The following is a 21499-nucleotide window of genomic DNA, read 5'->3' on the forward strand; positions in this document are numbered from 1 at the left end:
GCCGCCGCTACCATCATCGCCATGTTGGACGATAAGTCGGCAAATGCGCATTCTTTCCAGGTTGATCTGCGTGGTCTGGTCGATCTCCTGTCGCACCACCTGTATTCGAGCCCGCGCATCTACCTGCGCGAGCTGATGCAGAACGCGGTCGACGCGATCACCGCGCGCCGGAGGGTCGAGCCCGAGGCGCCGACCGCCATCCGGATCACCCTCGACGAGTCGGGGCTGCGCATCGACGATCCGGGCATCGGCCTGACCGAGGCCGACGTGCACCGGTTCCTCGCGACGATCGGCCGCTCGTCCAAGCGTGACGACCTCGAGGGTGCCCGCCGCGAGTTCCTGGGGCAGTTCGGCATCGGCCTGCTCGCCTGCTTCACGGTGGCCGAGCGCATCCGGGTGCTGACCCGCTCCGCCGCGCACCCGGACGCTCCGGGCGTGGAGTGGGTCGCCGCCTCCGACGGCACGTATTCCGTGCGGGACCTCGACGAGCGGGAACGTGCCACTCCCGGGACGACGGTCTTCCTCACGCCTCGCCCCGGCGCGGAGCGCTGGTTCGCACCCGACGTCGTCATCGACCTCGCCCGCGACTTCGGCTCGCTTCTGCCGTACGAGGTGACGGTCGAGGCGGACGGCCGGTCGGTCCGCACGACCGACAGCCCGCCGGTGTGGGACCGCAACTATGTGTCCGCCGCCGCCCGCAGGGTGGCCCTGCTCGAGTACGGCGAGGCCACGCTCGGCTTCACCGCGCTCGACGTCGTCGAACTCGACGTGAAGCTGGCCGGGGTCAGGGGCGCCGCCTACGTGCTCCCGCGGGCGGCCAGCCCTGCCGAGAGCGGGCGCCACCGCGTCTACCTGAAGGGCATGCTGCTCGGCGACGCCACGACCGGCCTGCTGCCGGACTGGGCGTTCTTCGTGCGCTGCGTCATCGACACCGACACGCTGCGGCCGACCGCGTCACGCGAGGGTCTCTACGAGGACGAGACGCTCGCCGCGGTCCGCGAGACCCTGGGCGCGCGGCTGCGCGACTGGCTCACCACGATGGCCGCGCAGGATCCGCAGCGCATGGCCGCGTTCATGTCGGTGCACAGCCTCGGCGTCAAGGCGCTGGCCCGGCATGACAGCGACCTGTTCAAGATCATGCTGCCGTACCTCGAGTTCGAGACCACCGCGGGCCCGGCGAATCTGACCGAGTTCGCCAGGAGCCACCCCGTCGTACGGGTGACCTCCACCGTGGAGGAGTTCCGGCAGATCGCGACGATCGCGTCCGCCCAGGGCATCGGGGTCGTCAACGGCGGCTACACCTACGACGGCGAGCTGGTGGCGCTGCTGCCCGGCGTCATGCCGGGCGTGGTGGTCGAGCAGCTCGGCGCCGACGTGGTGACGGCGGCGCTCGACCCGGTCGACTCGGCAGGGGAGCTCGCGATGGCGCCTTTCCTCGCGGCCGCCCGGTCGGTGCTCGACCCCCTGGGCTGCGACGTCATCCTCCGCGCGTTCTCGCCGCCGTCGGTGTCCGCGCTGCACCTCGACTCCCGCGAGGCGCGGCAGGAGCGCACCCGCGCCGAGACGCAGGCCGAGGCCGACGACCTGTGGGCCGAGATCCTCGGTGCCCTCAAATCGGCCGAGCCCCGCGCGCAGCTCGTGCTCAACCATCGCAGCCCGGTGGTCCGCCGCCTCGCCGCGATCCGCGACCACGCGCTGCTGGTCGCCGCGATCGAGGGCCTGTACGGCCAGGCGCTGCTGATGACCCACCGGCCGCTGCGGCCGGTCGACACCTCACTGATCAACCGGGCCTTCGACGAGCTCCTCGGCTGGGCCTCCCGCAACGTGACCGAACTCGCAGGAGAAGAGGGCCAGGCATGAACGTCGACGAGATCAGGGCGGCGATGGGCCATGCTCACCAGCTCCCGAAGGGCCGGCAGAAGGCCGAACGTTTCGAGCTGCTCGCCGCGGCCGCCAAGAACACCGCGGACCGGGAGCTGGAAGGCCAGGTGCTCCTGCGGCTGATCGAGGCATACGCGTACGGCGCCGAGCGCGACCGCATGCCCGTCGCCTTCGGGCGGCTGCTGCGCATCTTCGACGACCATCCCGCGGAGCTCGGCGAGTTGGCGCACCCGATCCACTGGGAGCTCAAGTGGATGACGTCCAACCTCGTGAACAATCCGTCCGTGCCGCTGGCGACCGTCTACCGCTGGATGGACGAGCTGGACAGCCGCTACCGGCAGCGCGGCTACAGTCTGCGCCCGGCGCTCCAGCTGCGGTCGGAGTTGGCGCAACTCATCGGCGACGGCGCGACGGCCGCCGCCCAAATGGAGGCCTTCATCACCGCTCCCCGGGATGAGATGGCCGACTGCGATGCCTGCGAGCACAACACGCGGGCGTGGTGGCGGGAGACGGTCGGCGACGACGAGGGCGCCCTGGAGCTTTGGGCGCCGCTGCTCGACGGCGAGCTGGCCTGCGCCGAGGAGCCACACCGTGCACTGGCGAACGCACTGCTTCCGCTCGTGCGGACCGGGCGCGTCGAGGACGCCCGCAGGGCCTTTCTCAAGGGGTACCCGCTGGTCCGTCACAACGTGAACCTGCGCGGGCCGGTCGGCACGCACATCGAGTTCTGCGCCCTCACCGGCAACGAGGCCCGGGGACTGGAGATCCTCAACGAACATCTGACCTGGCTGACCGACGAGCACCATGACGTCGCGCAGCGGGTCAGCTTCCTGAGCGGCACGATCGTCCTGCTGCGCCGCCTCAGCGCGCTCGGCCATGACGAGCTGCCTCTGGGCGACCGCACGGTCGGCACGACGCTCGCCGCCCTGGAGAAAGAGGTCGCCGATGTGGTCGCCCGTTATGACGCGCGCCACGGCACCACCGCCTATGGTGAGCGCATCGCCACACGGCTGGCACGGGAGCCCCTGCTCGACGCGTTGCCGCTCGGTGTTCCGTCGCGGTTGCCGGCCTCAGCTGACATGCCGGCGGCGCCCGGCCCGGCCCGGACCCCCGCGAAGCGCGGGGCGACGCTCGACGAGCTGGTCGCCGAGGCGCGGCGGCTGAGCGAGAGCCGCCACCCGCATGCGGACGAAGCGTGGGAGCGGGTCGGCCGCAGCGAAGAGGAGCTTCCGGAGGCGGTGGCCGCCGAGGTGGCCCGCCGCAGGGTTCACGCGCTGCTCGACTCCGACGACGCGTCCGACCACGAGGCCGCTCGCGAGGCGCTGCTGGAGGTCGCCGAGCGCTTCACCCGGCTGGGGGATCTCGCCAAGGCGCTGGAGGCGCGTTCGACCGCGTCGTGGGCGTTGTTCCGCACGAAGGGCCGGGACGCGGCGGACGAGTGGCTCGCCGGGGTGACGGCCGAGGCGGAGCGGGCGTTCGCGTCCGGAGCGCTCACCCCGGACGAGTACCTCAGTGTGCGCAGGAACGGCCCGTTCATCGCTATGAACGCCGTCGAGCCGCAGGAGGAGCAGTCCGCGGCCGAGGTCGAGGAGGCGTGGGCACTGATCGCGGCCGAGCTCGCCCTCGCCGAGGAACACGGAATCACTGGCCGTGTGGCCGTTTACCACGACATGCTGGCCGCTCTCGCCTCCCGGCGTGACGACATGGACGCCCTCCGCGCGCACCTGTCGGCCGCGCTGGCCGCCTACGAGGAGGCGGGCCAGCCGTGGTACGCCGCGCGGCCCGCGGCGGGCCTGGCCCAGTTCGCCTTCGGAGACGAGGACATGCAGGCGGCGGAGGGCTTCACCGCGAAGGCCATCGAATACGGCGGGCTTCTCCTCGACGCCGAGCAACTCGCGCACCTCAGCTCCATGGCCGTCGAGGTCCTGGCGCGGCAGTCCGACCGTGAGCGTGACCTCGTCGCCGCGGCGCTGGCCGCCGCCGCCCGATGGGACGGCCTGTCCGAGCCTGACACCCTGCACAACACCTTCATCGCGGCGCGCGCCTACAACCGGCTCGGACGGCACGCCGAGGCGGCGGCACTGTTCGAACAGGCGATGCCGAAGGTCGACGTTCCGTACGACGAGCAGGGCATCGTGATGACCCGCAAGCAGTTCGGCGACGCGCTGGCCGAGATCGGGCGGCACCGAGAGGCGGCGGAGCAGTACCTCCAGGCCGCGACGCTCGTGCAGGATGACCCGGAACAGCTCGGCTCCCAGGCCGAGCTCGCCTGGTATGCGGCTCAGGCGTTGCAGGACGCGGGCATGGGGGAGGAGGCCCTCGCCGCCTTCCGCCGCGCGGCCGGTCTGTGGCAGCAGCTCGGCGAAGTGAGCCCGCACGTGCGCTGTCTGCGGTCGGCCGCGTGGTTGCTGCACTGGATGCGCGATTCTGACGAGGCTCCCGAAGCGGGGGAGAGCGCCGGGGAGGCGGCGATGCTCGCCGTGCTGGCGGAGCTGGAGGCGCTGGCCGCCGCCGATCCGTCGGAGGAGGTGCTGGAGGAGCTCGAGGAGACCAAGCGGCAGCTCGCGGGCATGGTCGAGGAGCTCCGCGAGGAGCGCGAGGACGACGAGTAGGCCGTGAGCCTCACGATCCCGCGCCCCCGCAGGATCGTGAGGCTCACTCGGTCTCGGCGCTGATCTTGTCGAGTCTGGCGAGGGCCGCCTCCGACGGGCTGTCCGGCTCCGCCTGGAAGACGAACAAGGCCTGGCTGGGGGCGCTGTTGACGGTGAGAGCCTCGTAATTGAGAGTCAGGTCGCCCGCCTCTGGGTGGCGGAAGCGCACCGTGTCGCACGTCGTGGCCTGCACGTCGTAGCGGGCCCACATGCGGCAGAAGTCCTCGCTGGCCTGCGAGAGCTCCTTGACCAGCTCGATCAGCAGCGGGTCGGCATAGTCGGCCGCCGCCCGCAGCTGTGCGGTCTTCGAGGCGGCGTCCTTCTCCCAGTCGGGGTAGAACTCGCGGGCCTCAGGGGCGAGGAAGGTCAGGCGCAGCATGTTGTCGCTGGGGTCGAGCCAGCCGTACAACGCGTTGGCCAGGCGGTTGCGGGCGAGCACGTCCAGCCTGCGGTTGACCACGACCGCCGGCGTCTCCGACCAGCTGCCCATGAGCCGAAGCAAGGTGGGGCTCACCCGGTCGGTCCGGTCGGCGGGCATGAGCCAGGGCTGCCGGGGACGGGCGAGCTCGTGAAGGTGCGCGGTCGCCTCGTCGTCGAGCTGGAGGACCTGGGCGAGGGCGCCGAGCACCTGGTCCGACGGATGGCGCTCCCTGCCCTGCTCGAGGCGGATGTAGTAGTCGGTGCTGACACCCGCGAGCATGGCCACCTCCTCACGGCGCAACCCCGGCGTGCGGCGGCGGTGATCGCCACGGGCGAGGCCGACCTGCTCAAGGGTCGTCATCTGACGCCGAGCGCGGAGGAAGTCTCCGAGGAGCCTGCACCCATCCACGGTGCAAACGGTACGCCTCGCCCGAAACGTGACAGAGAGCACAAGGTGGTTGTGAAACACCCACGTAAGACCCGTACGGCCAAGCCCGGGTGCAGGCCTGCTGGAGTCCGTGTGGTCGCGTCATCCTGTGGGCAACGCTGTGGACAACTTGCCGGGGGCTCCGGTAAACAAGCGGCCAGGGTGTGGATTTCCCTGTGGAAAGAATCCTTTGCCCAGGTGACGGGGGTGATCTCGCCGGGCCTGCTCGACAGCTACGCCTCGAGATCGGTGAGGAGGAGGGCGATGCCGAGCCCGGTGGTGAGGTAGTCGACGAAGAGGGGATTGTTCAGCGCCCATTTGGACCGCCGGTAGCGGATCAGGAAGATCGCGTCCTCGATCGGGTAGCCCAGCTCGGCGAGGGCCTGTGCGACGACGAGGCCGGACCGGTTGTACCCCGAATGGCAGCGGACGAGCACGGTCCTCCCCGCCTGGACCGCCTGGGCGGCGGTCTCGGCAAGCGCGGCCACCGTCTCGATCTGACCGGCGAGCAGGGGCCCGTCGGGAAGGTCGGCGTAGTGGTGCTCCACGCCGTCGGCCGGGCCGTGCCCGTCGCGGTGGTAGAGGCTGACCACGACGTCGAACTCGGCCCCCACGATCGCGGGTGTCAGCGTGCCGCCCGGGTCGCGGTACTGGTGACCGCCCATCCACAGGCCGGTGATGATCTCGTTCCAGGGGGAGTTCGCGTCGGGCGCTCCCCGGCCTGTCATCCGCATGGCCTCACCCCGGGTGATACGGCCCCGGCCCGCGTGGCACACCGGGGTGGATCAGCACACGTCGGTCCCACCGTACGTGGCGGGGGGCCCTCGCGTGCGCCGCCACACCCGCACGCGGGAGACGAGAGGCGGTATGCCAGGGTCGAACGGCGCGGCGCATCCGGATCGGGGACGATCGGCCGCGTCACCACGCATCAACAAGGAAGTGAAGACGGCATGGACAAGAAGATCGCGTTCTTGGGGCTGGGGACCATGGGGACGCCGATGGCGCGGCGGCTGCTCGCGGCGGGTCATCCGCTGACCGTGTGGAACCGTTCCGCCGGCCGGGCGGAGGAGCTGGGACAGGAGGGCGCCACTGTGGCGGCCTCGCCGGCGGAGGCGGTGCGGGACGCCGACATCGTCATCACCATGCTGGCCGACCCGGCCGCCGTGCGCGAGGTCGTCGGCGCGGCGGCGCCCGCACTACGTCCCGGAACCACGCTGATCGAGGCGTCCACCATCGGCCCGGGCGCCCTGCGGGAGGTGGCGGGGCTGCTCCCCGACGGGGTCAGGCTGATCGACTCACCCGTCATGGGCAGCGCCGACCGCGCGGCCTCCGGCGAGCTGTCCCTGCTCGTCGGCGGGGACTTCGAAGAGGTCAGGCCGGTGCTGGAGGTCTTCGGCACCATCACCCCGTGCGGGGAGACCGGCACGGGCGCCGCGCTCAAGATCGTATTGATCAGTGCCGTCGTCGCCGGGGTGACGGTGGTCGGCGAGGCCCTGGCGCTCGCCGACACCTTCGGCCTGCCGGAGGATCTGGTCACCCGCGCGATGGCCGCGGGCCCGCTGGCCGGGCTCGCGGGCCGCGCGTTCGCCACCGGCGCGCATTATCCCGTTCGGCTCGCGGCCAAGGACGTCGCCCTCGCGGCGAGCCAGGCCGATCTCCCGGTCGCCCAGGCCGTGTATGAACGTCTCGCCGGCCTGCCGGAGGCGGCGGATGAGGACCTCGGCCAGATCGTGAAGCACATCCGAGGATGAGATTGCCGCGGGGCCGGAGGCGCGACCTGGGCCTCCGGCCCCTTGGCACCGGGCCGCTGAAGATCGCTTTTTACCGGACGATATGGTTGGGCACATATTCCGCTATTGCATGTCATTTGCAGTAACTAGGAGCGGCACATGAGCTCATCCCCCCTGGTCCCTGCGCCGATGCGCTCGATCTCCCGCAGCGAGTGGCGGCGCATCGGCGGGATGGCCCTGTTCGTCACCGCGCTCCACGTCTTCGGCTGGTTCTCCCTGATCGCTCTGGTCGCCCCGCAGCATTACCAACTCGGCGAGGCGGGCGGCTTCACGGTCGGCCTGGGTTTCACGGCCTACCTCCTCGGCATGCGGCACGCCTTCGACGCCGACCACATCGCCGCCATCGACAACACCACCCGCAAGCTCATGAGCGACGGCCAGCGGCCCGTGTCCGTCGGGTTCTGGTTCTCCCTGGGTCATTCCTCGGTGGTCTTCGGGTTGTGCCTGCTCCTCGGCATCGGCGTCCGCACCCTCGCCGGGCAGGTCGAAGACGAGGCGTCGACACTGCAGACCGTCACGGGGCTGGTCGGCACCCTGGTCTCCGGCGTCTTCCTCCTGATCATCGCGTTGATCAACACGGTGGTCCTGTGGCAGATCGTGAAGGTCTTCCGGCGGATGCGCCGCGGCTCCTACGACGAAGCGGCGCTGGAGGAACAGCTCAACAAGCGCGGCTTCATGAACCGCATCCTCGGCGGGGCCACCAAGGCCGTGCGCAAGCCCTGGCACATGTACCCGATCGGCCTGCTGTTCGGCCTCGGCTTCGACACCGCCACCGAGATCTCGCTCCTCGTGCTCGCGGGCGGCGCCGCCGCGTTCAACCTGCCGTGGTACGCCATCTTGACGCTGCCCGTGCTGTTCGCCGCCGGCATGAGCCTGCTCGACTCGATCGACGGCTGCTTCATGAACTTCGCGTACGGCTGGGCGTTCGCCAAGCCCGTCCGCAAGATCTACTACAACATCACGATCACTGCTCTTTCCGTGGCCGTGGCCGTGATCATCGGGGCGATCGAGCTGATCGGGCTCCTCGCCGAGAAGCTCGACGTCACGTCGGGGCCGGTCGCCGCCATCGCCGGACTGGATCTCAACTCCGTGGGGTACGTCATCGTCGCCTTGTTCGTCCTCACCTGGATCGTCGCGTTCGCGATCTGGCGCTTCGGCCGCATCGAGCACCGGTGGTCGGCCACCGTCCGTCCCGCCGACGCCGACAGCTGACGGGCCCTCCCCGGACGCCGTTGCCGGACGTACGGGTTCCCTTGACCGCCTCTCGCGTCAGCACGTGGAGTGGAAAAGACCTCCGACGGGCGTGGTCGCGGTGAGTGCGTTGTAGCGCTCGACCGCAGCCCTCGTCTCCTCGACGACGACCTGGACCCCCCTGTCGTTCAGCATGTCGATGGTTTCCGGGCACGTCTGGAGGACCAGGTCCATCCCCCGGGAGAGCACGACCACCTGGCTGCCGTGTTCGAGCAGTTCGGTGACGTCGGCGGGCTGGATGCCGGGGGAATGCCGTGTGCCCGTCTCGTTCCAGTCCCAGGGTCGCCCGCCGCCGGGGTAGAGCTTGAAGTCCTTTCCCTCGCCGACGCCATCCACGACCATGCGGCCCCAGGAGATGTGCGTGATCCGTGGAGAAGGCTTCATAGCTGAGAGGCTAACCCGCCAGGACCCTCCGGGAGGCCGTACGGGCGCGGTCGTATGATCCGGATATGTACGACGATGGTCTGGTCGCATGCACCGACCACGAATTGATCATCAATCGCTATTACTTTCCGTTCGGGTCCGCCAAGCGCATCCGATACTCCGACATCCGCGGCGTGAGCCGGGTCCCGTTGCCCAACGGCAGCCGGCGGATCTGGGGTTCGGGTGATTTCACCCACTGGCTCAACCTGGACGCCCACCGGCCCCAGAAGAAGGCCGCGTTCGTCATCGACCTGGGCAAATGGGTCGTACCGGTTATCACTCCCGACGAACCTGGCCGGTTCGCGGTGGAGCTCGCCGCCCACGGGGTCACCACGAGCGGTAACCCTCCCCAAGGCCTGACGGGATTCGCCTGACGTCATCGCGAACGCCGCCACCTGATCTCGCCGTCGTGCCGTTCGCCGGTGGGGGAGAGCCCGGCGGACGCGGCGACGGCGGCGGAGGCCGCATGGTCCGGATGGATGTGGGCGACGACCGTCGTCACGCCCTGCCGTTCCAGCCAGGCGACGAGCCCGCGCGCGGCCTCGCCGGCGATGCCGCGCCCCTGCCAGGGCGTCCCGACGACCCAGGCGACCTCGGCGACCCGTCCCGCGTCAGAAGGGCTGATCGTCGCCTGTACCGTGCCAGTCAGGCATGCCTCGGCGCGGAGCCTGATCACCCAGTTGAGCCAGGCGACGCCGGGGTCGGGCGAACCCTCGGTCAGGCGTGTGTAGCGGGCACGGAGGGCTTCCAGGGTGGCGGGGGAGCCTCCGATGAAGGTGTGGAGAGCAGGGTCGGACAACGTCACGCTCATCTCCTCCGCGTGCTCGACGAGAAGCGGCAGCAGGTCGAGGCGCTCGGTGCCGATGGGTTCGATGGTCACGGAGTCACCCTCATATCGGTTCATACGGTGATGACGATCTTTCCAGTCGCGTGGCCCCTCTCGAGGCGGCGGATCGCCTCGGGCGCGTCGGCGAGGGGATAGGTGCGGTCGACGACCGGTGTGACGGCGCCGGCGTCGATGAGCCGGGCGATCTCCTCGTAGTCCTCGCCGCGCTCCTTGGCGGCGAGGCCGCGCATCCGCTGGCTCACGAACAGCGAGACCAGCGGCGCGCGGAGCTGGCGGTCGAATCCGCCGAGCAACCGGCCGCTGTCGTGGCCGCCGCCGACGAGGACCAGCGTCCCGCGCGATTTCAGGGCGCGTCGTAGCAACGACAGCGGGCGCGTCCCCGCGGTGTCGACGACCGCGTCATAGCGCGCGCCGTGGCGGTCGACCTCGTCACGGGTGTAGTCGATGACGTCGTCGGCGCCGAGCGACCGCACGAGGTCGGCCTTCGCGGTGCCGCACACGCCGGTCACGGTCGCGCCGAGAGCCTTGGCGAACTGCACCGCGAACGAGCCCACGCCACCGGCCGCGCCGACGACCATCACGTGCTGCCCCGGCCGCACGCGGGCGCAGTCGCGCACGCTCTGCAACGCCGTACCTCCGGAGACGGGCGTCGCCGCGGCCTGCTCGAAGGACAGGCCGGCCGGCTTCAACGCCAGCCGCTTGTGCGACGCGGCAGCGTATTCGGCGTACGACCCGCTTTCGCAGGTCCCGAACACCTCGTCTCCGGGGCGGAAGCGGGTCACGCCCGCGCCGACGGCCGCCACCACACCGGCGACGTCGCGGCCGCGGACCGAGACCTTGGGCCTGCGCATGCCGAACCCCATGGCCCGCATCAGGTACGGCCGGCCGGTCATCAGGACCCACACGCCGGGGTCCACTCCCGCGGCGCGGACCTGAACGAGCACCTGGTCGTCGCCGATGGGGGGCGGGTCGATGTCACGCAGGCGCAGCACGTCGGCCGGGCCGTACGTGTCCTGGACGATCGCCTTCATGTCGTCTCCTCGGGAGAGTCGGGATACTGGAACACCTCGTCCAGGCGGACGCGGAAGGCCCTCGCGATGCGGAAGGCCATTTCGAGGGACGGCGAATAGCGGCCCTGCTCGATGGCGATGACGGTCTGCCGGGTCACGCCGATGCGCTCGGCGAGCTCCGCCTGCGTCATCTCGCCGTGGGCGAAGCGCAACGCGCGGATGGAGTTGGTGACGTGGGTCGGCTTCACCATTGCGGGAAGCTCCTGCGGTACACGACGATCTTCGTGATCCCGCCGACGATCGCCGACAACACGAAGCCCAGGTAGATGACGTTGGCGATCCAGAACCGGTCCCATTCGGCCATCGCCATGAGCAGGGCCGCGACCGAGCCGATGACGAGGAACGACTGGCCGGTGTACTCCCCGAGCATGCCGATCTCCCGGTCTCTGACGTCCTTGTCGCGCGACGCCCTCGGGTTCACGACGGCCATCCCGATCTCGGCCACGATGGATGCCACGATGGCACCGCCCACCGCCCACAGCAGCGCGGCGGCGTAAGGGACGTCGACCAGCGGGCCTCCGTCCGCCCGGCTGATGAGAGTGACGACGTACGCGGCGTAGGTGATCGCGGCCACGACCAGCCTGATCCACGCACGCTTCTCTTCGTGTGTCATGTCGGCCCTTCGATGTAAAGAATTGCTGACATCATCAAAGTAGAGGATGTTTTACCTGGTGTCTAGAAAGTTTGACATCACCGAGATGCCCGCAACGGCTCGCGGGCGTTGTGTGTCAGGCGTCGGCGTCCAGCCGGGCGTGGAGATGCATGTCGTGCCAGCCGTCGGCGTGAAGCGCTTCGCGTCGTTTAGTCCCCTCGACGGCGAAGCCGGCGTGTTGTGCGACCCGGCAGGACGCGGCGTTCGCCGTCGAATGGCACAGTTCGATGCGGTGCAACCCCAGCGTCTCGAAGCACCACGCGGTCATCGCGGACAGCGCTCGCGGGGCGATGCGACGGCCGCGCGTGCCCGGCAGTACCCAATACGAGACCTCGGCCAGACCTTCCGCGAGGAAGAGCCGGCGCAGGCTGATCTGCCCGGCGACCTCACCGGCGTGGAGCACGGCCCACCCGGCGCCGGTCTCGTCACGCCACCGGCCCGGCCACGCGTCGATCCAGTCGCGGGCCTCGTCGTCGGACATGGACCGGCAGTGCCAGCGCTGAATCGCGGGATCGGCGTAGGCGGCCACGACGACCGGGCGATCCGACGGTCGCCAGGGCCGAAGCGTGATGCCGTCCGCGTGGATCTCCGGCTGGGTCAGCGCCGCCATCGATCCGGGCGGCACGGCGGGTTCGGCAAGCGACGGCACATGCCGACATTAGGGCATACGGGGGAGGCCGTCAGGCGGTGGGAACCGGCCGGGTGACCTTCAACTGTTCGAGCACGGGAGGGGTGGGGTCGGCGAAGCCGTCGGCCAGCATGACGGCGACCGTGTAGAGATGCCACGCGGTCTGCGCCTGCGTGGGCAGCCCGTCCAGCAGGTCGCGCCTGCCCTGCAGGGCGCTGATCCGGCTGATCGACTCCGCTGCGGGACCGGCCTCGCCGGGGATGATCTTCTCCCTCAGCAGGTTCGTCAGCTCGGGAGACAGGTCCAGTCGCCAGTTCCACGGCTTGCCGGTGGACGCCTGCCGTACGGCTTCGGGCATGGTGCGGTTCCTGAGCCGCTCGCGCAGCCGCTCCTTCAGCGAGAGGCGCTTGTCGTCTTCGGTGGTGAAACGCCACGGCTTGCCCTCTATCGGCACGTTGCGAAGCCGCGGGGCGAACGCCTCGATCAGCCGGAACACGACGTCTTCGCTCCGCCGCCAGGCCGGGTCCAGCGCCAGGGCGGCGGCGACGACGCGGTTGTCCAGGTAGACGGGGATGGGGTTGGAAGCGCGCAGAAGAGCCGAGCGGGAGGCCGCGTGCCAGCGGCCCACCCGATGGGTCACATACAGGCGGTCCAGCGTGAGCAGCCCGGAGTCGATGTCCACGCAGCCGTCCGCCCAGGGCTTCGCCAACGCGAGCGCGTGCTCATCGGCCCGGTCCGACAACACGTCCTTGCCCTTGGTGAACATGCCTTCGACGCGGCGGCGGATCGCGGTGGCGTCGAGTTTCTCCTGGTTGTGGGCGAAGCCTCCGCGCAGGATCTCGCCGCCGTGCCCGCCCAGCCGCGCGCCCGACCGGTAGACGCCCGGAGGCGGGACGTTCTCGTACGCGGAAATCATGCCCTCGGTCGCATAGATCACGTTGTGGGCGCGGACGAGCGGGTGATCGACCAGTTCCGCGGCGCCGTCGGAGCTCTGCTTGCGGGCGTAGGCCTGATGCTCAACCCCGAGTTCGGCGGCGACCAGGCGGGCCAGATCCACATCCGGATCGCCGTCCCGGCCGGCGGTCGAGGTGACGAACGGGATGCCGGCCGCGTGCAGCAGCGCGGCGAGCAGACGGCTGTCGCGGCCGCCGGTCAGGGTCAGGTGCACGGGCTCGCTGAGGCTCTTCAGCGGCTCCGCGGCGGTGATCAACGACTGGGCCAGCTCCTCGATCTCCGCATGCTTTTGCCGTTCGCCGGTCGGCGCGGGACGGGGATCGGGCAGCGGAATCGTCTCAAGGCGGTGACCGCCGCCCTTGACGGTGACGCAGGAAGCGGGAGGGAGCGCGGTCACCGAGGAGAACGGCGTGCCGTCGGACATGAAGTGGCCGTTGCCCACCATCTCGGCCAGCGCCTGCGTGTCCCACATGACGCCTTGCCCGCCGCGCGCGACCAGGTGGGCGAGCAGCGCCCGGTTGGACACCACGTGAAGATGCTCCGTCTCGGTGTGGAAGACGGGGCAGGCGCGCGCCAGGCCGGTGGCCGCGGCCGTCTCGCCCGAGCCGCCCACGCGGAAGGCGCAGAAGCAGCCGCCGGCCGACGTGACGGCCGCGCCGAAATCGGGCGCCGCCAGGAGGGCGGAGGCGTCACTCGGCCTCGCCAGGTGCCCCGCGATGCCCAGCGCCTGTCCGGTGTCGGCGACGATCAGCGGCAGCGGGTTGCTGTCGGCCTCGTTCGTCCACGCCAGCAACGCCGCATCCCCGCCAGGCATGATCCAGTCGTCATGCGCGATGTCCCCGTCCGGGGCCACCAGCACACGGCCGATCGCGCGCCGCGCGATCTCGATGGCGGGCGCCAGTGAGGTGCCAGGTCGTTTCGCCGTGACGGCCAGGTAGACGCGCATCCGGAATTCCTTCGGGAGAGGCAAAGGGTGTCGTCCGACTCCACCCTCGACCGTGCCGGACGTGATGGTGGGTGCCTGGTCGATTTCCGCGAGGATATCGGCGGATGATCTCTCCGCGGTAGGAGTTCGCCGCTTTGCTGCGCTTCTGGGGTACGCGAGAGAGCCGTACGCATGATTGACGGTCCATCTGGCACCTGTCAGTATGATCTAACAGGTGACAGACAGATAGCGGGTGAAACGCTGACCAGTGAGAAACTGCTGGCTGTGCTCGCGGCCCTCAACCATCCCCTGCGGCTGCGGCTCATCGCCGTGCTCTCCGAAGACCGCGTGCACGTCAGCGAACTGGCACGGCGGCTGGGCATATCGCGGCCGCTCCTCTACATGCATCTCGAACGGCTGGAGCGAGCCGGCATCGTCACCGGCGATCTGGAACTGTCCCCGGACGGAAAAGCCATGAAGTACTTCGCACTGACACCGTTCGACGTGCACCTGACGGCAGGCACGGTCATCAACGCTCTGCGAGCGGACGAACAGGAAGGTCTCGACGTGCAGGAGAACACGCCATGAAGGAGATCGTCGTTCCCATCGTGGTCATCTTGATGGTCGCCGCCTGCGTCCTGGGCGGCTTCCTCCTGTACTACAAGCTGATCCAGCGCCGTACGGAGATGGCGGAGTTGGCGATGTACCGCGAGCTCGCCGACCGGACAGCGAGGAACCAGGAGGAGCTGAACACCAGGCTCGCCGAGTTGATCAAACGGGTCGACGCGGTCGAGCAGCTTCTGCGGAGCGTCGAATGACCTGACCTGACCTGCCCCGCTGCGGGCCCATGACGGTCCGGGGCGGCGAGCGGCAACTCGCCACCCCGGAGAAACGAAAGACACGCGTCCACGCCGTTTCGGCGTGCCCTACGGCGCATGTCCCTCGAAGGAAAGGAGAGCAGCTCATGCTGCTCGAAAGCAAATCCGCCGGCCGGGTGAGACGGCCGCTGACCGTGCGGGTGGCAGCCTGGAGCGCCGCCCATCCCTGGCGGGCGATCATCGCCTGGCTGGTGCTCGTGGTGGTGTGCCTGGGAGCCGGCTCTCTCGCCGGGACCCACAACGCCACCGGCGAGGACTACCGTGTCGGCGAGGCCGGGGTCGCCGAGGCGATCGCAGCCGACGGGGGCCTCGCGCTCCGACCCGTGGAGAGAGTCCTGATCTCGGCCAGGTCCGGCTCGCTGGACATGACCGCCGCCACAGCCGTGGCGCAGGACGTCACGGACAGGATGAACCGGCTGTCCGAGGTGGACAGCGTGGCCCCTCCGGTCCGTGCGGCGGACGGCGAGGCCCTCGTGGTCACGGTCACCATGAAGGGTGCGGAGCTGGACGGCAAGAAGAAGGTCGACGCGCTGCTCGCGCAGACCGCCGCCGTTCAGCGGGCGCATCCGGACCTGCGTGTGGAGGAGACGGGATCGCCCTCCATCGGCAAGGGGGTCGATCAGCAGCGCGGCGACGACCTGGCGCTGTCCGAGGCGATCACCGTGCCGGTCACCCTGGTCACCCTGCTGGTCGTTTTCGGCTCAGTGGTCATGGCCGGCGTGCCCCTGCTGCTGGCGTTGTCGTCGATCGCCGCGGCCATGGGGTTGTCGATGCTCGTCTCACACGTCGTCCCGGACGCGGGGGTGGGCAACAACGTCATCGTGCTGATCGGCCTGGCGGTCGGAGTCGACTACACGCTCTTCTATCTCAAACGCGAGCGGGAGGAGCGGGCCCGCGCAGGCGGGACGCTCAGCCCTGAGGCCCTCGTGGAGATCGCCGCGGCGACCTCCGGCCGGATGATCGTGATCTCCGGCCTCGCGGTGATCGTCTCCACCGCCACCCTCTATCTGGCCTCCGACGTCATCTTCGCCTCACTCGCCACGGGCACGATCATCGTCGTGTTGGTCGCGGTGATCAGCGCGATGACCGCGCTGCCGGCCCTGCTCGTCCTGATCGGCCGCAGGGCCGAACGCCGGACGGCGAAGCGGAGCGACAGGCGGGAGAGAGCCGGGAGCGCCCGCGTGTGGAACGCGATCCTCTGGCCCGCGAGCAGGCATCCGGTGATCACGTTGTGCGTCTCCACCCTCCTCATGATCGGCCTGGCGCTCCCCGTGCTGGGCATGCAGCTGCGGGTGCTGAACAAGGACAGTCACTCGCGCGAGGTGCCCGCGATGCAGACCTACGACCGCCTCACCAGCGCGTTCCCCGAGCTGCGGGTCACCCACAACGTCGTCGTGCGGTCCGATCCGGGCCGGGCCGCCGAGGTCGGCGGGGCGTTGGGCGAACTCAACCGGCTGACTCGGTCGGATCCCCTGTTCGCCGGCCACGAGACACCGAGGTTGCGGACATCGGCCGACGGCACGGTCAGCCTGCTGGAGCTGTCCGTCCCCTACAAGCTGAGCTCGTCCGAGGCGCAGGAGTCCCTGACCCGGATACGCGACGTCTATCTGCCCGACACCGTCGGCACCGTGCCCGGCGCCGAGGCGGCGGTCACCGGGGACGTCGCTCGCGACACCGACTATCTCGCCAACCAGAACGAGAAGCTGCCGCTGGTCCTCGGCTGCCTTCTTCTGCTCACCTTCGCCATGACCGCGATCGTGTTCCGCTCGGCCGTCATCGGACTGCTGGGGGTCGTGCTCAACGTGCTGTCCGCGGCGGCCGCGTTCGGAGTGCTGACCATGGCCTTCCAGAGCGAACTCGGGCGGAGCGTGTTCGGCACCGAGGCGACCGGCGCGATCGGCTCCAGGGTGCCGCTGTTCCTCTTGGTGATCCTTTTCGGGCTGTCGATGGACTATCAGGTCTTCGTCGTCAGCCGGATCAGGGAGGCGGCGCTGCTGGGCCTGCCCACCCCCAAGGCGGTGCTGGACGGCCTCGGGCGCTCGGCCGGCGTGGTCACCAGCGCCGCGATCGTGATGGTGACGGTGTTCGCGAGTTTCGTCCTCCTCCATCTGGCGGAGATGAAGCAGATCGGCTTCAGCCTTGCGACGGCCGTGCTGCTGGACGCCTTCGTCATCCGCGTCATGATCCTCCCCTCCGCCCTGACACTGCTGCACAAGGTGGTCTGGTGGCCGTCACGCGAGCCGCTTCGCGCGCGGTTGTCGCCCCGTCCCGCCGTGCGCGAACGATGAACGGCTGACCCTTGTGAGGCCGTACGGCGTTCGCCGGCCCGCCCCGGTCCAAGCGTCTCCGTGAAGGACCGGGGCGTCGTCCCGCCCACAGGTGCGCCCGACTCGGCCCGCTACATGTTCGGGTTCAAGGACGGCGACGCGCCCCCTGACGGTCCAACCGGCTATTCCCACAGATAGTCGTACCGCGGCTGGCTCGTGGGAGACAGGCGTGCACCTTCGCGCGGTCGACCTCAGCTCCGGCCGGGTTCCCCGTGCATCGGCAACTCCAGGGAGATGACAGTGGGGCCGCCGATCGGACTCTCGAGTGACAGCCGGCCACCGACTGCGTCGGCCCGGTCGCGAAGCCCCTGGAGCCCGGTGCCGGCGCCGAAAGTCGCTCCCCCCACGCCGTCGTCCATGACCGTCAGCCGGAGCACGCGCGGCGTACGTGCTAGCGCGATCTCGACGTGATCGGCCTGCGCATGCTTGACGACATTGGTAACCGCTTCGGCGACGATGAAGTACGCAGTCATTTCGGTATCGGGCGGCAGGCGTCCGATGTCATCCGCCTTCACGTGGACCATCGTCATCGCCTGCCGTGCCAGTGATCGCAGCGCGGCCACCAGCCCCCGCTCCGAGAGAACAGCGGGATAAATGCCGTGGGCCAAGCGTCTGAGCTGTTCAATGGCGTCGAGAAGATCCTTTTGCGCATGCTCAAGCAGGCGCTCCGCCGTTTCGGGGTTGATTCCGATCACGCTGCGAATATGCTCCAGTTCCAGGGCAATAGTGATGAATTGCTGCTGTGCTCCGTCATGAAGATCGCGCTCGATGATCCGTCGCACGTGGTCGGCGGCGCGGGAGATCCGTGCCCGTGACGCTTCCACCTCACCGAGGCGCATACGCTCCGATATGTCGTGGAACGCTACGACAGCGCCCTTTCCGTCGGTGAGGGTGACCGGCGCGGAGGAGTAGGCGATCGGAATGAGCGAGCCGTCTTTGCGGATGAACGCATCTTGGTCGCCCCGGACCGTCTCGCCTGAGAAGAGTGGCCGCACGAGCGGACATTCGTCTTTGGGGTACGGCGACCCATCCGGGCGGCGATAGTGGATCGTTTCGTGGCTCGGCCGCCCGAGGATCTCCTTTTCGTCGTAGCCGAGGATCGCAAGCGCGGCAGGGTTGGCGAAAGTCGCTCGTCCGTCCTGGTCGATGACGTAGATCGCGTCTGCCACAGCTGCGACCGCTCTCAAGAGCACCTCGTTATCCGGCGTCTCCATATCGAGAGCCCCCTCTCGGATGGCACTAGCCTGCGAAGGCCTCATTTTTCTCACTTTACGCAGGTCAGAGACCCTAGTGGCGGGGCGCGCAGCCATCCCCGACATCCCGCACCGTCGAGTTTCCCGTTTAAGGGTGGCGTTGAGCGCTTCGGCGGCGGCGTTGTCAGCGCTGGTGCCCACCGCGCCCATCGACTGCCTACAACGCGACGGCGTCGGCCTTGAACTCAGCCGGATAGACCTTCATGACCAAGTGCATCGAAGGTTTGGTCGCGGTGCCTGGTCGAACTCCCAATTGGTGAGGAGTTCTGATAGGCGCACGGCCCGCCGGGATCCCGGCGGGCCGTCGCGCGAGTCGTGCCGAGATCAGCCGTCGGACTCCGGCGCCGGCAGGTAGCCGCCGGGCACCTCGTCCGGGGTGAAGATCTTGGTCTCACCCGGGTACGGCGTGGCCCAGTTGTGCACCTGGTACCACGTGAGGTGGTTCATGAGAACGGGGCTGGCGTAGTCCGGGATCGCGTTCGGCCCGGTCTGCTGCTGCTTCCGCTGCCAGGCGGTCCAGACCTCGGCGATGTGCCGCTTGCCGGCGGGCACGGTCGACGCCGTGGTCTGCCCGCCGAGCGCCGAGGGGCCCGCCGCAGCCGGGATGTCGTTGCCGCAGGCCGGCGGGGCGGCCAGGCCGTCGGTGAGCGAGACCTGGTTGGGCACCGCGTTGAACGGCGTGTAGTCGGGCTTGCCGGTGAAGGTCGCAGCCATCGGGGTGGCGGCGCTGTCCTTCTGGTTCATCGGCTGGATCCCGAGGATCTGCTCGATGGTGCGGATCATGGTGATCTGCGTGTAGTAGCGGCTGTCCACGGTGCCGTGCTGCGCCCAGGGGCTGATGATCTGCACGGGTCCGCGGGCGCCGTCGACGTGGTCGACGCCGTCCTGGGTGTCGTCCTCGATCACGAAGATCGCGGAGTCCTTCCAGTATTTGCTGTGCGAGATGGTGTCGACGATCTGGCCGACGGCCAGGTCGTTGTCGGCGACCTGGGCGACCGCGTTCGGCGCCCCACCGGTGTGGTCGCTGGAGAGCCAGAACATGTTGAGGTTGGCCGGGCCGTTGGCCTCGAAGTCACGCTTCCAGATCTCGTACCGGTAGATGTCCGGGATGTTGGTGTCGAACTTCGGGTAGGCGTGCACCGTGATGTCGTTGAGCGACGGGATCGGCGACTCGGTGTCCGTCTTGATGGTGGTGTCCTGACCGGTCGCCGCCATGTTCCGGGCGTCGCAGTAGAACTTCTGCCACGACGCGTCGGCGGGGACGGTCTCGAACTGGGTGAACTCACCGAAGTTGCGAGCGGTCTTTCCGGCGGCCTGCGCGCCGGTCCACAGGAAGCCGGAGCGCTGGTGGCCCAGCGCGTCGTCCTCGGTGTCGTAGCTGCGCTGATACTCGCCGGCGCTGGACTCGGTGTACTCCGGGTTGTCGGCCTGCATCAGCCAGTTGTGGCCCTCGGCGGAGTTGGTTCCGATGTCGTAGGTGTTGTCGTACAGCCCGAACTGACGCACGAGAGCGTGCTGGTTCGGGGTGACCTTCTCACCGAACTGCGCCAGCCACGGGTCGCCGTTGCCGCGCGGGTCGTCGCCGAACATCTGGTCGTACGAGCGGTTCTCCTTGACCACCAGGAAGACGTGCTTGATGGTCGACGGGTCACCGAGGCGCTTCGGGACCGGCACGGCCTTCTGCTTGTCGCCGTGGGCATCCTTCACGTCGTCGTTCTTGCCCCAGCCGTTCTGCGCGAAGACCGTGGCCGTGTACTTGCGGATCACCGAGTCGGCCGGCAGCTTGAACCGAAGCAGTGAGCCGGTCGAGTCGTGGGTGTTGTGGCCCGTGGCCGGCGTGGTGCCGGCACCCTTGTCGATCGTGCGCGTGGGGCCGCGCTCGCCGATGCCGCGGGTGTTGGTGACGACCACGTCGTCGCCGACGGTGGTCACCTCCTCCGGGTAGTAGTCCGTCGGGAGCAGGCCGACGTAGCTGACCGGCTCCTGCGGGCTCTTGTACCGGTAGACGGCGACCGCGTTCGCCCGGCCGAGGGTGACCAGCAGGTGGCCGTCCTCGGTCAGGGTCACGCCGTCCGGGGCATAGCCGACCGAGGCTTGCGGCCACGGCTGGGTGGCGATCGTCTGGACGACCTTGTCCTTCGACGTGTCGATGACCGAGACCTGGTCGCCGAACGTGTCGGTGACGAAGAGCGCGCCGCGGGCGGCATGCATCGCGGTCGGGTGCAGACCCACCTCGATGGAGGCGACCGGAGCAGCCGGGTCGGCAACGTTGATCACGCTCACGGTGCCGGTGGTCGCCGCACCCGTGACCGGGTCGGCCGGCACCTGGGTGCCGTAGGAGTTCATCGTCGTCTCGCCGGGCCTGGCCGGGCGGCCGCCCTCGTTGCTGACGTAAAGCTTGTCGCCGACCAGCGCCAGTCCACGCGGGGCGGTGCCCACGGTCCAGCTCCGCTGAATCGCTCCGGTCGCGGCGTCCATCGCCACGACGCGGTTCTGGCCGTTGACGGCCGCGTACACGGTCGTGCCGTCAGCGGAGAAGACCGCCTGGGCCGGCAGCGCGTGCTTCGAGCCGCGCGCGGCGATGTCGATGGACGTCGGAGTGCCCAGGGTGCCGTCGGCGTTCACCGGGAAGCGGGTGAAGCCGTTCATCTGCGGCAGCCACAGGGTCGTGCCGTCCGGAGAGTAGGCAGGCCCCTCCTGCCCGACGTTGTCGTCGGAGATGTGCACGTCGGCGGTCGAGGCGGTCCCGGCCTGCTGCAGCACCTCGTAGTTCTTCAGATCGACGATGGTCAGAGCGATCGACCGGTCGGTGGTGAGCGCCGCGAGGAAGCGGCCGTCCGGGCTGACCGTCGAGGCGAGCAGCTTGCCGTCGTCGACGAGCAGGCGGTCACCGATCGGCTCGATGATCTGGTCGTCGGCGAGTTGCCGGCCGGTCTTGGTGGTGGAGCCGACCTGGTTGGTGCCGAAGATGTCCGTGGTGGCGTAGGCGATGCCCCCGCCGGCGACGACGAGAGCGGCGGTGGCGGCCGCGAGGAGGCGGATCCGCCGGCGACCGATGGGCCGGCTGAAGACCCGCAGACGGTCCTTCGCGACGCGCTGGCGCGTGACGTGCATGAACTGTT

General features: G+C 69.4%; 19 protein-coding genes. 8 read left to right on the top strand and 11 right to left on the bottom strand.

Annotated elements, in window-relative coordinates; genetic code table 11:
* The first annotated feature begins 21 nt into the window (after positions 1 to 21).
* The gene (locus Pth03_RS18210; RefSeq protein ID WP_203945494.1) at positions 22 to 1860 is read left to right on the top strand and encodes an HSP90 family protein; all 1839 of its coding nucleotides are present in this window, start codon (positions 22 to 24) and stop codon (positions 1858 to 1860) included.
* Positions 1857 to 4493, top strand: coding sequence for a hypothetical protein (locus Pth03_RS18215; RefSeq protein WP_203945495.1), 2637 nt, complete (start codon positions 1857 to 1859; stop codon positions 4491 to 4493). Before Pth03_RS18210 ends, Pth03_RS18215 begins: the two co-directional genes overlap by 4 nt.
* 43 nt (positions 4494 to 4536) lie before the next feature.
* On the opposite strand, the gene Pth03_RS18220 is transcribed toward Pth03_RS18215, so the two are convergent.
* Both Pth03_RS18220 and Pth03_RS18225 read right to left on the bottom strand, forming a co-directional pair.
* Positions 4537 to 5361: a helix-turn-helix transcriptional regulator gene (locus Pth03_RS18220; RefSeq protein ID WP_239119136.1), complete on the bottom strand. Its 825-nt coding sequence runs from the start codon at positions 5359 to 5361 to the stop codon at positions 4537 to 4539.
* A 251-nt stretch (positions 5362 to 5612) separates the two neighbouring features.
* Positions 5613 to 6113, bottom strand: coding sequence for a protein-tyrosine phosphatase family protein (locus Pth03_RS18225; protein WP_203945496.1), 501 nt, complete (start codon positions 6111 to 6113; stop codon positions 5613 to 5615).
* Between the two features lie 33 nt (positions 6114 to 6146).
* Here Pth03_RS18225 and Pth03_RS18230 point away from each other — a divergent pair, with 33 nt between their 5' ends.
* Both Pth03_RS18230 and nicT read left to right on the top strand, forming a co-directional pair.
* Positions 6147 to 7130 (top strand): NAD(P)-dependent oxidoreductase, encoded by a 984-nt coding sequence (locus Pth03_RS18230; protein ID WP_275413133.1) that lies wholly within the window; start codon positions 6147 to 6149, stop codon positions 7128 to 7130.
* A gap of 138 nt (positions 7131 to 7268) precedes the next feature.
* Positions 7269 to 8381, top strand: coding sequence for a Nickel transporter NicT (gene nicT, locus Pth03_RS18235; RefSeq protein WP_239119137.1), 1113 nt, complete (start codon positions 7269 to 7271; stop codon positions 8379 to 8381).
* Between the two features lie 57 nt (positions 8382 to 8438).
* On the opposite strand, the gene Pth03_RS18240 is transcribed toward nicT, so the two are convergent.
* Positions 8439 to 8804: an Mth938-like domain-containing protein gene (locus Pth03_RS18240; RefSeq protein ID WP_203945498.1), complete on the bottom strand. Its 366-nt coding sequence runs from the start codon at positions 8802 to 8804 to the stop codon at positions 8439 to 8441.
* Between the two features lie 65 nt (positions 8805 to 8869).
* On the opposite strand from Pth03_RS18240, the gene Pth03_RS18245 reads away from it, so the two are divergent.
* Positions 8870 to 9217 (top strand): hypothetical protein, encoded by a 348-nt coding sequence (locus Pth03_RS18245; protein ID WP_203945499.1) that lies wholly within the window; start codon positions 8870 to 8872, stop codon positions 9215 to 9217.
* A 2-nt stretch (positions 9218 to 9219) separates the two neighbouring features.
* Here Pth03_RS18245 and Pth03_RS18250 read toward each other — a convergent pair whose 3' ends face one another.
* The 6 genes from Pth03_RS18250 to Pth03_RS18275 all read right to left on the bottom strand — a co-directional run bounded on the left by Pth03_RS18250 (position 9220) and on the right by Pth03_RS18275 (position 13940).
* Entirely contained in the window at positions 9220 to 9723 is a 504-nt protein-coding gene (locus Pth03_RS18250) for a GNAT family N-acetyltransferase (RefSeq protein ID WP_239119138.1), read from the bottom strand.
* A gap of 20 nt (positions 9724 to 9743) precedes the next feature.
* Positions 9744 to 10721, bottom strand: a complete 978-nt coding sequence (locus Pth03_RS18255; protein WP_203945501.1) for an NAD(P)-dependent alcohol dehydrogenase — start codon at positions 10719 to 10721, stop codon at positions 9744 to 9746.
* Positions 10718 to 10951, bottom strand: coding sequence for a helix-turn-helix transcriptional regulator (locus Pth03_RS18260; RefSeq protein ID WP_203945502.1), 234 nt, complete (start codon positions 10949 to 10951; stop codon positions 10718 to 10720). The genes Pth03_RS18255 and Pth03_RS18260 overlap by 4 nt, the downstream gene beginning before the upstream one ends.
* Positions 10945 to 11373, bottom strand: a complete 429-nt coding sequence (locus Pth03_RS18265; RefSeq protein ID WP_203945503.1) for a hypothetical protein — start codon at positions 11371 to 11373, stop codon at positions 10945 to 10947. Before Pth03_RS18265 ends, Pth03_RS18260 begins: the two co-directional genes overlap by 7 nt.
* A 115-nt stretch (positions 11374 to 11488) precedes the next feature.
* Entirely contained in the window at positions 11489 to 12061 is a 573-nt protein-coding gene (locus Pth03_RS18270) for a GNAT family N-acetyltransferase (protein WP_239119139.1), read from the bottom strand.
* A 31-nt stretch (positions 12062 to 12092) separates the two neighbouring features.
* On the bottom strand, positions 12093 to 13940 hold the full coding sequence (locus Pth03_RS18275; protein WP_203945504.1) for an asparagine synthase-related protein: 1848 nt from the start codon (positions 13938 to 13940) through the stop codon (positions 12093 to 12095).
* A 171-nt stretch (positions 13941 to 14111) separates the two neighbouring features.
* Here Pth03_RS18275 and Pth03_RS18280 point away from each other — a divergent pair, with 171 nt between their 5' ends.
* The 3 genes from Pth03_RS18280 to Pth03_RS18290 all read left to right on the top strand — a co-directional run bounded on the left by Pth03_RS18280 (position 14112) and on the right by Pth03_RS18290 (position 17085).
* Positions 14112 to 14507, top strand: coding sequence for an ArsR/SmtB family transcription factor (locus Pth03_RS18280; protein WP_239119140.1), 396 nt, complete (start codon positions 14112 to 14114; stop codon positions 14505 to 14507).
* Positions 14504 to 14737, top strand: coding sequence for a hypothetical protein (locus Pth03_RS18285; protein WP_203945505.1), 234 nt, complete (start codon positions 14504 to 14506; stop codon positions 14735 to 14737). The genes Pth03_RS18280 and Pth03_RS18285 overlap by 4 nt, the downstream gene beginning before the upstream one ends.
* A gap of 146 nt (positions 14738 to 14883) precedes the next feature.
* Positions 14884 to 17085: an MMPL family transporter gene (locus Pth03_RS18290; RefSeq protein WP_203945506.1), complete on the top strand. Its 2202-nt coding sequence runs from the start codon at positions 14884 to 14886 to the stop codon at positions 17083 to 17085.
* Positions 17086 to 17315: 230 nt separating this feature from the next.
* Here the strand turns inward: Pth03_RS18290 and Pth03_RS18295 are convergent, their stop codons facing one another.
* Positions 17316 to 18338: a PAS domain-containing sensor histidine kinase gene (locus tag Pth03_RS18295; protein WP_203945507.1), complete on the bottom strand. Its 1023-nt coding sequence runs from the start codon at positions 18336 to 18338 to the stop codon at positions 17316 to 17318.
* Positions 18339 to 18701: 363 nt separating this feature from the next.
* Positions 18702 to 21491 (bottom strand): alkaline phosphatase family protein, encoded by a 2790-nt coding sequence (locus Pth03_RS18300; RefSeq protein WP_203945508.1) that lies wholly within the window; start codon positions 21489 to 21491, stop codon positions 18702 to 18704.
* Positions 21492 to 21499: the final 8 nt, after the last annotated feature.

It is taken from the genome of Planotetraspora thailandica (genome assembly GCF_016863335.1).
GTDB lineage: Bacteria > Actinomycetota > Actinomycetes > Streptosporangiales > Streptosporangiaceae > Planotetraspora > Planotetraspora thailandica.

Coding starts and splice junctions, on each gene's coding strand:
- Pth03_RS18210 (WP_203945494.1), top strand. CDS start 22: ATGTTGGACGATAAGTCGGCAAATGCGCATTCTTTCCAGGTTGATCTG.
- Pth03_RS18215 (WP_203945495.1), top strand. CDS start 1,857: ATGAACGTCGACGAGATCAGGGCGGCGATGGGCCATGCTCACCAGCTC.
- Pth03_RS18225 (WP_203945496.1), bottom strand. CDS start 6,113: ATGCGGATGACAGGCCGGGGAGCGCCCGACGCGAACTCCCCCTGGAAC.
- nicT (WP_239119137.1), top strand. CDS start 7,269: ATGAGCTCATCCCCCCTGGTCCCTGCGCCGATGCGCTCGATCTCCCGC.
- Pth03_RS18240 (WP_203945498.1), bottom strand. CDS start 8,804: ATGAAGCCTTCTCCACGGATCACGCACATCTCCTGGGGCCGCATGGTC.
- Pth03_RS18245 (WP_203945499.1), top strand. CDS start 8,870: ATGTACGACGATGGTCTGGTCGCATGCACCGACCACGAATTGATCATC.
- Pth03_RS18255 (WP_203945501.1), bottom strand. CDS start 10,721: ATGAAGGCGATCGTCCAGGACACGTACGGCCCGGCCGACGTGCTGCGC.
- Pth03_RS18260 (WP_203945502.1), bottom strand. CDS start 10,951: ATGGTGAAGCCGACCCACGTCACCAACTCCATCCGCGCGTTGCGCTTC.
- Pth03_RS18265 (WP_203945503.1), bottom strand. CDS start 11,373: ATGACACACGAAGAGAAGCGTGCGTGGATCAGGCTGGTCGTGGCCGCG.
- Pth03_RS18275 (WP_203945504.1), bottom strand. CDS start 13,940: ATGCGCGTCTACCTGGCCGTCACGGCGAAACGACCTGGCACCTCACTG.
- Pth03_RS18280 (WP_239119140.1), top strand. CDS start 14,112: ATGATTGACGGTCCATCTGGCACCTGTCAGTATGATCTAACAGGTGAC.
- Pth03_RS18285 (WP_203945505.1), top strand. CDS start 14,504: ATGAAGGAGATCGTCGTTCCCATCGTGGTCATCTTGATGGTCGCCGCC.
- Pth03_RS18290 (WP_203945506.1), top strand. CDS start 14,884: ATGCTGCTCGAAAGCAAATCCGCCGGCCGGGTGAGACGGCCGCTGACC.
- Pth03_RS18295 (WP_203945507.1), bottom strand. CDS start 18,338: ATGGAGACGCCGGATAACGAGGTGCTCTTGAGAGCGGTCGCAGCTGTG.
- Pth03_RS18300 (WP_203945508.1), bottom strand. CDS start 21,491: ATGCACGTCACGCGCCAGCGCGTCGCGAAGGACCGTCTGCGGGTCTTC.